11 protein-coding genes are annotated in these 13,065 nt (G+C 32.3%); 2 read left to right on the forward strand and 9 right to left on the reverse strand.

Translation table 11 applies throughout. The features are described from left to right. Nucleotides 1–6: 6 nt before the first annotated feature. From F6K40_RS08805 to F6K40_RS08840, 8 genes are all read right to left on the reverse strand, one after another. The gene (locus tag F6K40_RS08805) at nt 7–1,116 is read right to left on the reverse strand and encodes a hypothetical protein (RefSeq protein WP_293134287.1); all 1,110 of its coding nucleotides are present in this window, start codon (nt 1,114–1,116) and stop codon (nt 7–9) included. Between the two features lie 20 nt (nt 1,117–1,136). Further along, the gene (locus F6K40_RS08810; RefSeq protein WP_293134290.1) at nt 1,137–2,249 is read right to left on the reverse strand and encodes a hypothetical protein; all 1,113 of its coding nucleotides are present in this window, start codon (nt 2,247–2,249) and stop codon (nt 1,137–1,139) included. A gap of 612 nt (nt 2,250–2,861) precedes the next feature. Continuing rightward, nucleotides 2,862–3,896: a hypothetical protein gene (locus F6K40_RS08815; protein WP_293134293.1), complete on the reverse strand. Its 1,035-nt coding sequence runs from the start codon at nt 3,894–3,896 to the stop codon at nt 2,862–2,864. Nucleotides 3,897–4,133: 237 nt separating this feature from the next. Continuing rightward, nucleotides 4,134–4,661 (reverse strand): hypothetical protein, encoded by a 528-nt coding sequence (locus F6K40_RS08820; RefSeq protein ID WP_293134296.1) that lies wholly within the window; start codon nt 4,659–4,661, stop codon nt 4,134–4,136. Between the two features lie 117 nt (nt 4,662–4,778). Further along, entirely contained in the window at nt 4,779–5,234 is a 456-nt protein-coding gene (locus F6K40_RS08825) for a hypothetical protein (RefSeq protein WP_293134298.1), read from the reverse strand. Nucleotides 5,235–5,240: 6 nt separating this feature from the next. Next, nucleotides 5,241–6,728: an MBOAT family O-acyltransferase gene (locus F6K40_RS08830; protein ID WP_293134300.1), complete on the reverse strand. Its 1,488-nt coding sequence runs from the start codon at nt 6,726–6,728 to the stop codon at nt 5,241–5,243. 390 nt (nt 6,729–7,118) lie between these two features. Next, on the reverse strand, nt 7,119–8,030 hold the full coding sequence (locus F6K40_RS08835; RefSeq protein ID WP_293134303.1) for a sulfotransferase: 912 nt from the start codon (nt 8,028–8,030) through the stop codon (nt 7,119–7,121). Between the two features lie 212 nt (nt 8,031–8,242). After that, the gene (locus F6K40_RS08840; RefSeq protein WP_293134306.1) at nt 8,243–9,352 is read right to left on the reverse strand and encodes a glycosyltransferase family protein; all 1,110 of its coding nucleotides are present in this window, start codon (nt 9,350–9,352) and stop codon (nt 8,243–8,245) included. 253 nt (nt 9,353–9,605) lie between these two features. Here F6K40_RS08840 and F6K40_RS08845 point away from each other — a divergent pair, with 253 nt between their 5' ends. Next, nucleotides 9,606–10,709, forward strand: coding sequence for a glycosyltransferase family protein (locus F6K40_RS08845; RefSeq protein WP_293134309.1), 1,104 nt, complete (start codon nt 9,606–9,608; stop codon nt 10,707–10,709). Continuing rightward, a complete protein-coding gene (locus F6K40_RS08850; RefSeq protein ID WP_293134312.1) occupies nt 10,660–11,673 on the forward strand; it encodes a polysaccharide pyruvyl transferase family protein in 1,014 nt (337 codons plus the stop codon). Before F6K40_RS08845 ends, F6K40_RS08850 begins: the two co-directional genes overlap by 50 nt. Nucleotides 11,674–11,676: 3 nt before the next feature. On the opposite strand, the gene F6K40_RS08855 is transcribed toward F6K40_RS08850, so the two are convergent. Next, the gene (locus F6K40_RS08855) at nt 11,677–11,871 is read right to left on the reverse strand and encodes a hypothetical protein (RefSeq protein ID WP_293134314.1); all 195 of its coding nucleotides are present in this window, start codon (nt 11,869–11,871) and stop codon (nt 11,677–11,679) included. Between the last annotated feature and the right edge of the window lie 1,194 nt (nt 11,872–13,065).

Consider the following 13,065-nt stretch of genomic DNA (forward strand, 5'->3'; position numbering starts at 1 on the left):
CAAGAATTACTTTACTAAATTTTGTAAATATTCTATTGTCTTAGTATCTTGCTGGCGCCAACTCTCTCTCTTTGCCCGCATTTTTGCGATTTCAGATTCAATATTATCTGGAGTAATCATCACCCCAAAATCTGCTGGTACAGTTTCTTTTTGGTAGCCTAAAATGCGATTCAAAATTAAATCTCCAACCTCAATACTATAGTGTGAACTATCCCAATAATTTGTGACTTTATCAATCGGTTCAGTTGTAATACTATTATATCCATAAAAATCCCAAACTGGCATAATTTTGACAATTTCCCGCTTCATTTGTTCGATAACATCACCAAATCCTGCTATGTGAATAGCTTCTACTTGACTAGCATGAGGAGGAGTAATAAAAGCAACAAGTTTAATGTTGTTTTCTTGGCAAATTTCCTTAATTAATTTTAGATTATCTAAAGCTATTTGACTGATTTTGTAATCTTCCTTATTTACCTGACCAGGCAACCACTGCTCGAATATTCCATCTGGTAAATATTGACGATTTACTACTATTAAACCTTTCTCATTAATATAACTACGTCTTTTTTGATTGTGAATATTGTCAAAAATAGTATCTTTACCTTTAGCTAGAGTATTAAAGGAATAATTGATTTGAAGAAAATCTATTAAGTTAAGTCCTTTTCTATTAAGTCTATCTTCACTAAAATCGTGTTTACCTTTGTAGAAGTCAGCAACTGTCCATAAATCAATTCCTAAAATTACCATTTCTAAGTTTGGTTGATTAGAAATGGCATATTCTAAATAACGCCTTTGTTCATATATATTTCCCCCTGTTAAGGCAAGATTGTAAACTGGTTGATATTGTTTTAAGACAAGAGAATCCGGATTAATTCCGTTTATTATTCTAGAAGACCCAAGCAAAATTGTTTTGGAATTATGACGGGTAACATCTACTGTTTTATACAATCTAATGTTATCTTTTATTGCTGGTTTATACCAATTTACTCCTTTGATTTTAGGACTATTAGTTATTCCATAAGGATTAACAAACCAATTTAATCCTAATACTAATATTGATAAACTTGAAGCTAATCCTGCTAACCAATAATTAAAAAATCGATAAGTATTCATAGTGCTTCTAAAATTGAAGTTTAACGTTTAAGATCCTGCAAAAATTTTACCGTTTCTGGTTGTTCTACCAGCCAAAGTTTTCTTCTCTCCGACATTTTTGCTAATTCAGATTCAACATTATCTGGAGTAATCATAACTCCAAAATCTGCTGGTACAGTTTCTTCTTGATAACCCAAAATGCGATTCAAAATCAAATCTCCCACCTCAAGACTATAGTGTGAACTATCCCAATAATTTTTGACATTATCAATAGGTTCAGTGGTAATGCTGTTATACCCATAAAAATCCCAAACTGGCATAATTTTCACTATTTCTCGTTTCATTTGTTCAATAACATTACCAAATCCTGCTATGTAAGTAGCTTCTATTTGACTAGCGTGAGGAGGAGTAATAAAAGCGATGAGTTTAATATTGTTTTCTTGACAAATTTCTTTAATTAACTTGAGATTATCTATTGCTAGCTGACTAATTGTAAAATCTTTTCTATTCACCTGACCAGGCAAAAACTGTGTAAAAGACTTGGCATAAATTCCATACTGATTTCTACTAACTATTAACCCATTTTCATTATGGTACTTATATACTTTACCATTTAAGTTCTCAATCAGAGTATCTTTAGTTTCAATTAAAGTATTCAAGGAATAGTTAATTTGCCAAAAATATATGAAATTAAACCCTTTATTTTCAAGTCTCGCTTCACTAAAACCAGCTTTAGTTTTGTAAGGACTAGCAACTAACCATAAATCAATTCCTAAAATTACCATTTCTAAATTTGGTTGATTAGAAATTGCATATTCAAGATAACGCCTTTGTTCATATATGGTTCCTCCTGCTAACCCAAGATTGTAAACTGGTTGATATGGTTTTAACGCTGAATAATCTGGATTAATTCCAGTTTCTATCCTAGAAGCACCAAGAAGAATTGTTTTAGCATTTTGACGGGTAATATCGACCGCTTTATATAATCTTGTATTGTCAGATGTTGCTGGTTTATACCAATTCACACTTTTAATTTTAGGACTATTAGTTATTCCATAAGGATTAACAAACCAATTTAATCCTAATACTAATATTGATAAACTTGAGGCTAATCCTGCTAACCAATAATTAAAAATTCGATAAGTATTTATCATGTTTCTAAAATTGAAAATACAGAAATTTATAAACTTTATTGAGTGAAATGAAACAAGTAACTCCCAAGACAAAAATTGCTAATGCCCATTTTTTTTGTTGGAGAAAATTTATCCATCAATTCTATAGTGTTAGAAAAATAAGTTATAGCAGTTTTCATGTTTTATAGAATACAGAGATTTGGGTTTAAAGGAAGAAGGAAGAAGTTTTGTAGTCTACCTTGATCAAAACCGCTATAAAGCCACTAAAAGCACTGTAACAAATATTAGATTTATGCTTAAATTTATCTGCTTATCTCTAGGAAAATGAGATGGGGAATATACGTTTCTCTTGCTTTGATTATCCCCAAAATTTTCGATACTATATCTAAGTTTATTTTGGCATAGATACTAACTCGTTTTTCTAGTATAAATCCTTGTTTTTTAGGTAGTTTTCCAGTTCATTAACTTTTTGATTAAGTTGTTTGTAGGTTAATTGTTTTTATTGGCAAATTACAGCCTGAAAATCTGGAATTGCTTCTACTTTTAATTCTAGAATTTCGTTGAGTAGTGTATTGGTTGGATTTTTTCTGCTTTATTTAATTGATTCATATTTCCCGAAAAAGCTAAAGTAAATTACAAAGAAGTTTTACCCTGTTTAAGATCGTGCAAAAATTTTACCGTTTCTGGTTGTTCTCCGAGCCAACTTTTTCTTATATCCGACATTTTTGTTAATTCAGATTCGATATTATCTGGAGTAATCATCACCCCAAAATCTGAGGGTACAGTTTGTTCTCGATCCCCGAAAATTCGACTCAAAATTAAATCTCCAACCTCTGTTTTCATGTGGGAACTATCCCGATAATTAGTAACGGTATCCAGAGGTTCAGTTGTGACACTATTATAACTATAAAAATCCCAGACAGGCATAATTTTCACAATTTCTCGCTTCATTTCCGGAATAACATGACCAAATCCCCCTATATGAACAGCTTCTATATGACTTGCATGAGGAGGGGTAATAAATACTACTAATTCAATGCTATTTTTTTGACAAATCTCTTTAATTAATTTTAAATTTTCTAATGCAAATTCATTAATTTTGTATTCTTTTCTATTTAGGGGATTTCCCAGCCAATGTGTAAACTTTATATTGCTTAAATATTCAGTATTTCTCAAGCCATTTTCACCATAATAATTATATTTAACCCGATAATTATTGCTAGAGATTGTCTCTATACTTTTAGTTAAAGTATCAATAGAAAAATTTATATCTAAAAATTCTCTGAGACTTAGACCTTTGCTTTTTAGTCTAGCTTCGCTAAAACCTTGTCTAGTTTTTCTGGGATTAGCCATTAACCAAAGATCGATTCCTAAAATTACTAACTCTAACTCTGGTTGATAAGCAACTGCATATTCAAGATAACGCCTTTGTTCATATAAACTTGCCGCTGGAATACCTAAATTATAGACTGGTTGGTATGCTTTTAGTAGAGAAGAATTGGGATTAATTCCTGTTTCTATCCTAGAAGCACCAAGCAAAATTGTTTTTGCATTATGACGAGTAATATCGACAGCTTTATATAATCTTGTATTGTTTACAGTAGCAGGTTTAGATGAATTTAAACCTTTAATTTTAGGACTATTAGTTACACCGTATGGATTAATCAACCAGTTAAATCCAACGAGGGATAAAAAAAAGCTATAGATTAATCCGCAAAACCAATAATTAAAAAATTTGTAACTATTCATCATGTTTCTAAAATTGAAAATACATAAATTCAGTAACTCTATTCAGTAAAATTAAACAAGTAACTGCCAAAACAGAAATTGCTAATGCCCATTTTTTTGTCGGATAAAATTTCTCCATCAATTCCATTTTCAGTTATTTCCTAGATTAATTAATAACTACTTTACCAGACTTCGTAAATATTCTATTGTCTTAGTATTTTGCTTACCCCAACTCTCTCTGTTTACCTGCATTTTTGCTATTTCAAATTCAATATTATCTGGAGTAATCATAATCCCAAAATCTGCTGGTACAGTTTGTTCTTGATAACTTAAAATTCGGCTCAAAATTAAATCTCCTACATCGGGAATTATGTGAGCGCTATCCCGATAATTTTTAACCCTATCCAGAGGTTCAGTTGTGATGCTATTGTAGCCATAAAAATCCCAAACTGGTATAACTTTAACAATTTGTCGCTTTATTTCTGGAATAACATGACCAAATCCTGCTATGTATAAAGCTTCTACATGACTTGCATGAGGAGGGGTAATAAATGCTATTAGTTTAATCTTGTTTTTTTGACAAATTTCCTTAATTAATTTTAAATTTTCTAATGCAAATTGATTAATTTCGTATTCTTTTTTATTGACTACATAAGGCAACCAAACTGTAAACTTTACACCCCTTAAATATTCAGTATTTCTCAAGCCTTTTTCATCATAATAAGTATACCTATTTCTTAAATTATTTCTGAGAATTGTCTCTAAGCTTTGATTGAAAGTATTGAGGGAAAAATTTATCTGAAAAAACTCTATCGGATCGAGTTATTTGCTTTTTAGTCTAGCTTCGCTAAAACCCTCCATAGTTTTAAAGGGATGAGTAATTGACCAGAGATCGATTCCTAAAATTACTAACTCTAACTCTTGTTGATGAGCAATTGCATATTCAAGATAACGCCTTTGTTCATATAAACTTGCCGCTGGAATACCTAAATTGTATACAGGTTGATATTCTTTTAGTAGAGAGGAATTAGGATTAATGCCAGTTTCTACTCTAGAAGTACCAAGCAAAATTGTTTGAGCATTATGACGAATAAGATCGACAGCTTTATATAATCTGGCATTATCTACGGTAGCTTGTTTAGACACATTCAAACTTTGAATCTTGGGACTATTAGTTACTCCCCAGGGATTAATTAACCAGTTAAATCCAAAAACTAATAAAGAAAAGCTAGGAATTAATCCCGCTAACCAATAATTAAAAATTCGATAAGCATTCATCTGTTTCTAAAATTGAAAATACAGAAATTCAGTAACTCTATTCAGTGAAATTAAACAAGTAACTCCTAAGACAGAAATTGCTAATGCCCATTTTTTTGTCGGAGAAAACTTCTCCATCAATTCCATTGTATTAGGAAAGAAAGTTACAACTACTAAAAGTGCTGTAATAAATATTATATTTATGCCTAAACTTGTCGGATTATCCCCAGGGAGATGAGAGAAGGTAGATAATATTCCTTCACCTTCAAATTTAACCCCCAATGGTGTTAACCAAGATAAAATCCCATCTAATTTACCTGGTAAAATTATGCCATTTATGCCTACCATTGTCTTCAGTAATGTCATGGCATCCTTGAAGTTACTAGATCTAAATAATACCCAACTAAAAACTACTGCTAAAAAAGTAATTAACCATGAAAAAATAGAAGGAATTTTTAGATTTAATTGTTTCCACTGATGATTAATTACTAGATACATCCCATGTAAACCACCCCAAACTACAAAAGTCCAACCTGCTCCATGCCATAATCCTCCTAATAACATGGTAATAAGTAGGTTAATATAACGACGTATTTTACCTTTACGATTGCCTCCCAATGGTATATAAAGATAATCTCTCAAAAAATTAGAGAGAGTAATGTGCCAACGTCGCCAAAAATCAGAAATTGACTGAGCTTTATAGGGAGAATTAAAATTAATTGGCAGGTGAATATTAAACATCCATCCTAAACCAACTGCCATATCGGAGTAACCAGAAAAATCAAAATATAGTTGGAATGTGTAGCATAATGCTCCTACCCATACTTCTATAAAACTAACTTGATTAGGATTATTGAAAACTTCTGCTACCCAAGGTGAAAGAGTATCTGCAATTAACATTTTCTTGGATAATCCTAAGACAAATAAAGTTAATCCCATTGCCAGATTTTTATGAGAAAATTTAAAGGTAGAAGTTTGATTTAATTCAGGAATTAATTCATTGTGGCGTAAAATAGGTCCGGCAATTAGTTGAGGGAAAAAAGTTACAAATAAACTGTATTTTAGGAAATCATATTTTTCAGATTCTTGACGGTATGTATCAACTAAGTAAGCAATTTGAGTAAATGTATAAAAGGAAATTGCTAGAGGTAGAATAATTTCGGAAATTGGTAAGTCAATATTAAATATCGAATTAACAGATTTAAGTAAAAAACCTGCGTACTTGTAATATCCAATTAATGCTAAGTTGATGACAATACCACAAATTAGTAAGATTTTTGCTTGTTTACTACCTGGTTTGCTATTATTAATTGCACTCCCAAAGCCATAGTTTACCAAAATAGAAACTAACAATAGTATTAGGTAAGCTGGTTTCCAATAACCGTAAAAAAATAGGGATGTTAATAATAACCAAGTTATGCTGACAAATTTAAAACCTTGGTTCGCTAGGAAAAAGAATCCTAGTAAAGAAATAGGTAAAAATACAAAAATAAATATAGTTGAATTAAATAACATAATTTTACCGAAAAATAAAGGTTTAAAGCCTCTCTTTTCAAGGAGAAAAAAGCGGTCGTTTTGCTACGCATAACTACGTTAACGCTGCGCGACATGTTTGCGGAGCATTCCGTCAGGAAAAAGCGGAGCTTCCCGAAGGGTGGGATGGCGTTTTGCGCTAGCTAAACGCCATATCCAATCGACCAAGAGAAGAAAAAAATTTCCTTTTTAACCTTACCTCTTGTTAAAAAGAAGAGGTAATTATTAATTATTCATTGTTAATTATTAATTATTGAAGGGTACATCTCAATTTTGAAGAAAGCTAAAAATTTATCACTTTTAGCAAATGGAGAACAAGAAATAGGGAATAGAAAAAAGTATTTTTGCAAATATTTTAGATGCACCCTAACTTTACTTTAACCACGATGACAAATCTTTTCCGATTAAATCTTGAAGTTGGAGGATATCTTCGCGATAGACTGCAATTAATTGCTGCCTAATTTTTGGTGATAATTTGGGTTTACCCTGGTTCTTTTCTTTGAGACTATCGCCTATTTTTTTGCGGATGCTAGTAGGGATTAATTGTTTAGCGATCGCCTTTAAAGGATTTGGTCTATTTAAAAGTATATTTAGATTTCTATTTTTGGGAACCGTAGTCTGCTTAAAACTTCTCTGAAAGTCTGGTACAAATCGATCATCTACTTCTAAAAATCTAAATATATCCTGACTTAAAGTAGTTTTATCTGCAAGCAAATCTTCATACAAATAAACTTTGATTTGCTGAGGAGTAAATATTTCATAGTAACGTCTGAGTTGTTGATAATAAAAGCCTCTTTGAACGTAATGCCAATTATCACTCCAACCCTCTTGAATTCTTTTATTTTCTACCTCTAGAGCCTTAGCAAAATTATAATCAGTATGTGGTTCAAAACCTTGAGAAGACCAAAATAAATAATGAGAAAATGCTCTTTCCGCAGGGTCTCGCAAAATAGCAATTATTTTAGCATCAGGTATATAATGCCTTATTTTTTCAGGCACTTTTTTACTATAAATATATACAGTAGAAGCTTCCCCAATTGCTTTTTCTGTTGTTACTGCATCAAATAAACTCCTATAGCTATTTATATCTGTTATTCTATTTTTCTTCCTATAAATACCATTAGGTCCGGAATACTCTAACTTTTCTCCTTCTAAGGCAAAAAACTCTGGTTCTTTTTGATATCCCGATGGCATATAAATTTGCGGATGTTGCCTTAAATAGTAAAATAATGATGTAGTTCCGGCTTTAGCTGCACCTATTAGTAAAAAATTAGGCATTGGCATAACTATGATTATCTCCTTTTTTGAATTTATTCGTAAGCATTAATCAAATTTTCTACACGACTCAAATAGGATTGCTATATATAGTTTTATCTTAAGAGAGATATTCATAAAGTATAGCCTTCAAAGTATGGTTTAAATCTCAAACAAAAACAATAGCTGATAGCTGAAGACTGACTGTTGTTTGCGTAGCATTCCGCAGGAAATGCTTATATTTATTCCCAATTTAACAGCCAAGTTTTGGCAATATTTTCCCAAGTTTCTTTTCGGACTAATTTTTGATTAGATTCTCGTATTTCAGCCAATTTTTCTGGATTTTTTAACAACTCAACAATTTGATAAGCAATAGATTCTTGTATATCTTTTTCATAAGGATTTCCTGCAACTTTAACACAGTAATCTTTTTCACTCAAAGCCACATAATCTGTAGTTACTGGTACACAACCTACCATAGCTGATTCTCTCACAGAAATACAATCAATTTCTTGGAAAGTACACCCATAATAATGAATAGCAGAAGTAGCTTTTTCTTCGAGCAACTTATCTACTCCGATTCTGCCATGTTCCCTCACTCCTGGTTGCTCCATTAACTCAATCATTTTAGCTTTCCATTCCCGATTTTCGGGTTTACTTTCATCTAAAGTATGCCAACCATAATAAATATCTAAATTTGCTTCAGGAACTTCTTTCTTAATTATCGGCCATCCCCAAAGTAGCATTCTTTCTAAACCTCTAATATAGTTAGAAGCATATATAATTTTATATGGCTCTTTTGGGAGGCTAATATATTCCAAATAAGCTGTATCTGCACCATTAGTAATTATAGCGATTTTACTATCTGGAATTTCTGGTAATAAACTACGATGGTATTGAGATTTAACAAATATTTTATCAAACTTACCTAACTTTTGTGGAGTTACTTGTTCTGGCAATAGAACTTCATGTATATCAAGAAAAATTCTGTTAGCTTTAGTGTTTGAATCTAGTCTCCACGGATAACGCCAAATAATTAAAGTATCAAACTTATCATAGGGATTAAACTGAGAATAATGAATATATTCCACTCCATCATAAATTTTACCTAGAGAACCACAATTATTATAAACAGTAACTTGATAACCCAGTCGAGACCATTCCCTAGCTAAGAAAATAATCGCACTTTCTGAACCACCAATACCCACTTTCAGATTTTCAGGTGTCCATTCATAAGAGGTATGACCAGTGTAATAAACAATCGAGCGTTGTTGCCAAGTTTTAGGATTTAGTTTCTGTTGAAACTTTAACCACTTTGACTTGATTTTATTTAATAACCCTTTTAAAAGCATTTTGTTTTTGCTGCCCAAATAAAGTATTATATAATGAAGTAAAATGTATCGTTCTACTATCTTTTATTTTACAGTCGAGGCGAGCGCCACTAACTATTAGGTTAAAGTAGTATTCATAAAATCAATAGAATTTTATTCTCCCTAAGGAAAAAATATTTAATCAGTCTTAATTTGAGAGAAAATTTATAGATATTTATGACTGTAACCTAACAGTCTCAAGTTTAACATAACTTTTTTTAGGAGCAAACAGTGTATGATTAGAATAGTTAAAAATTGGCTCAAATCTCAAATCCCCTTTAGTAAGGACTTAAGTAAAAAATTAAGTGCAAAAAAATGGCAGGAAAAGTCAATTGTATATTTTCTAGGAAAGCGGTTTTTAGTATTAGAATCCGATCTTAAAACTAAGGGTGCAAGTGGTTCAGATAGTTCAGTATTCTTTTTGACTAGAGAATGGGTAAAGCAAGGATATGATGTGACAATTTTTACGAATTGTGGCAATAAAGAGGGTATATATGGAGGAGTTAAATATATTAACTATGACAAAATTAACTGGTACGATACTTTTGATACTTTGATTATATGGCGACATCCTAAAATGTTGCCTACTTTCGCTAAGGCAAAAAGAATTTGGTTTGATTGGCACGATATAATTACATTTAATCCTATATATTTAAGTCGCTACGATAAAATTTTTGCTAAAAGTTATTACCAGCGTAATTTATTACCAGACATACCTGATGATAAATTTGTGATTATTAATAATGGTGCTGATTCTAATGTTTTAGAATTGAGTAAAAACGAAAAGCAGCCATATAGATTAGTATACGCTTCTAGGTACTATCGAGGTTTAGAATTCATGTTAATGTGGGGATGGCCATTTATTAAAAAAGAAATTCCTAAAGCAGAGCTTCATGTTTATTATGGATGGACGAAAAGAGATAGTAGTAAAGAATTAATCCCTTGGAAGGAGAAAATGATGGAATTGATGAAGCAACCGGGGGTAATCGAACATGGTAGTATAGGTCATAATCAATTAATGTATGAAAAGTCTACTTCAGCTATCCATTATTATGGGTGTGCTTATGAAGAAATAGATTGTATTTCTATCAGGGAATCAGTAATGGTGGGATGCGTTCCCGTTACTACTAACTATGCAGTTTTTGGGGAGAAAGATTACTGCGTGAGGGTGCCTGGAGATCCATTTATTCGAGAAACACAAGAAGCTCTAGCGGATAAAGTTATAGAATTGCTAAAAAAGCCCGAAATATTGGCAGAACTGAGACTCCACTTTCAAAAATTAGTTAAAAATGAGACGTGGGATAACGTCGCTCAACAATGGCTATCTGCTATTAGCTAAAATCTCGAATCAATTACAGTATTATAGTTTTGGTAACAATATGAAATTTTTCCACTACAGACCACCAAGCAAAAAACCTGGACTTATTAATTTTGGGGACGAACTCAACGCCTGGTTGTGGGACAAGTTAATTCCTGGTATCTTGGATCAAAATGAGGAAACGGCTTTTATCGGCATCGGTACGTTACTGAACAATCTCATCCACGAACGAGTACCAAATGCTAAAAAAATAGTTGTATTTAGCAGTGGGGTAGGTTACAACAAAGGCATTCCTAATATTGATGATTCTTGGACTATTTACTGTGTACGTGGTCCTCTATCTGCTAAAGCTTTGGGTTTATCCGAAGATGTGGCGGTAACAGATGGTGCAGCTTTAATTAGGAGGGTATTTCAACCGACTGGTAAAAAAGTTCATAAATTTGCCTATATGCCTCATTTTACTCAATCTAAGCAAGCAGATCAAACTTGGAGAAGTATTTGCGAGGAAATAGGATTTGGGTACATAGATGCCCGTTGGCCCATTGAAAAAGTAATGAAGGCGATCGCCGAGACGGAAGTTTTATTAACTGAAGCAATGCACGGAGCTATTGTTGGGGATGCTTTGCGAGTTCCCTGGATTCCTATTCACACAACTGAGAGAATCCTAGAATTCAAATGGCAAGATTGGTCTGCATCAGTAGGGGTAGAATATAAACCTCATTGGTTGATGCAAATGAGAGACTTAGCGCCACAATATGGTATTCGTGGTATTAAAGGTATTAAAGGTAGTCGTTCTGCCATTCGTGCTTCTTTTACTCACTGGTTTAATCAAAAACGCACAGCACAACAACTAGCTAAAATTGCTAAAACAGTAAGTCCCACTTTAAGTAGCGATCGCCGTATTGAAGAACTGACAGTGGAACTAGAAACAAGACTATATAAATTTAAACAGGATGTAGAAGCAGGCCACTTCAATTTGCACTAAACATTACTTAAGTTTATTTTCAAATACCTCTAAAGTTCTTAACAAAGAAACTGCAGATTTATAGGCTTCTTCTGTAAGTTCTCCTTGCTCCTCGGGTGTATCTACAATGTCATCTGCCAGCAATCTTAAAGAACCAATAATTGAATTGAGAAAGCCGCGAGCTTCATAGGAAGCTTTGGCCAAAACTTGCTCGTCCATATAAGTTTCTGCTGTAGCCTCATCAGCTTATTTTGAAGGGATAGCGTTTAATAAATCTCAGAATAAATTCTCTGGTTGACATATTTACCTCTTGGGTTTAAGTTCGCTCTGGAGATATGTGAATTTAGATTAAATTGGATTGGATAGTTGCCATGGCCTCAATATTATAGCGATCGCTACATCTTTGATTTATATCTCTCACTTTTAATTCCTTGCTGACTGCTATGATATTCAGCATTTATTCTATTTGAGGGAATAGGGAATAGGGAATAGGGAATAGGGGAAAAAGTATTTTGGCACATTTGAGATGCACCCTCTAAGAATGATTAGAGAATAACTTTCTCTACTATTTCCAAAAGATTTTGGAAATAGATTGCGGTCTCTATAAATTTTTTCTATTTCCCTATTTTCTAGGGAATAGGGAATAAGGAATATAAGTTATAATTACTTATTTATTCTAGCAGATAATTCAATTAATTTTCAATTATTCAACTTCATTAATTAGCCCTTAGAGATTTGATTGTGAATGCAAATCATACCTAAAACAATAATTGAAAAAGAACTAATCCGATTAAACCAAAAGTTCAGCAAATACCTGATACATCTCTTTTGCCAATTTTTTAGGATTCCACAAAGGCGCTAAATTATCTGGATTTTTTGACTTTTGTAAATGCTCCCGCACCGAATTTCTTAAACCATTATCTTGAGCTAATTTAATTCCCCATAGGGAATAGGGAATAGGGAATAGGGGAGAAAAGTATTTTGGCGCATCTGAGATTCACCCTCTAAGAATGATTAGAGAATAGCTTTCTCTACTATTTCCAAAATCTTTTGGCAAGAGATTGCGGTCTCTATAAATTTTTTCTATGTCCCTATTTTCTAGGGAATAGGGAATAAGGAATATAAGTTATAATTACTTATGTATTCTAGCAGATAATTCAATTAATTTTCAATTATTCAACTTCATTAATTAGCCCTTATAGATTTGATTGTGAATGCAATTTATACCTAAAACAATAATTGAAAAAGAACTAATCCGATTAAACCAAAAGTTCAGCAAATACCTGATACATCTCTTTTGCCAATTTTTTAGGATTCCACAAAGGCGCTAAATTATCTGGATTTTTTGACTTTTGTAAATGCTCCCGCACCGAATTTCTTAAACCATTATCTTGAGCTAATTTAATTCCCCAT

Source organism: Okeania sp. SIO3I5 (genome assembly GCF_010672085.1).
Taxonomy (GTDB): domain Bacteria; phylum Cyanobacteriota; class Cyanobacteriia; order Cyanobacteriales; family Microcoleaceae; genus Trichodesmium.

Excerpts from the sequence above, each read along its gene's own strand:
- F6K40_RS08850 (WP_293134312.1), top strand. The coding sequence starts at position 10,660 with ATGAGACGTGGGATAACGTCGCTCAACAATGGCTATCTGCTATTAGCT.
- F6K40_RS08830 (WP_293134300.1), bottom strand. The coding sequence starts at position 6,728 with ATGTTATTTAATTCAACTATATTTATTTTTGTATTTTTACCTATTTCT.
- F6K40_RS08840 (WP_293134306.1), bottom strand. The coding sequence starts at position 9,352 with ATGCTTTTAAAAGGGTTATTAAATAAAATCAAGTCAAAGTGGTTAAAG.
- F6K40_RS08825 (WP_293134298.1), bottom strand. The coding sequence starts at position 5,234 with ATGAATGCTTATCGAATTTTTAATTATTGGTTAGCGGGATTAATTCCT.
- F6K40_RS08835 (WP_293134303.1), bottom strand. The coding sequence starts at position 8,030 with ATGCCAATGCCTAATTTTTTACTAATAGGTGCAGCTAAAGCCGGAACT.
- F6K40_RS08810 (WP_293134290.1), bottom strand. The coding sequence starts at position 2,249 with ATGATAAATACTTATCGAATTTTTAATTATTGGTTAGCAGGATTAGCC.
- F6K40_RS08805 (WP_293134287.1), bottom strand. The coding sequence starts at position 1,116 with ATGAATACTTATCGATTTTTTAATTATTGGTTAGCAGGATTAGCTTCA.
- F6K40_RS08845 (WP_293134309.1), top strand. The coding sequence starts at position 9,606 with ATGATTAGAATAGTTAAAAATTGGCTCAAATCTCAAATCCCCTTTAGT.
- F6K40_RS08855 (WP_293134314.1), bottom strand. The coding sequence starts at position 11,871 with ATGGACGAGCAAGTTTTGGCCAAAGCTTCCTATGAAGCTCGCGGCTTT.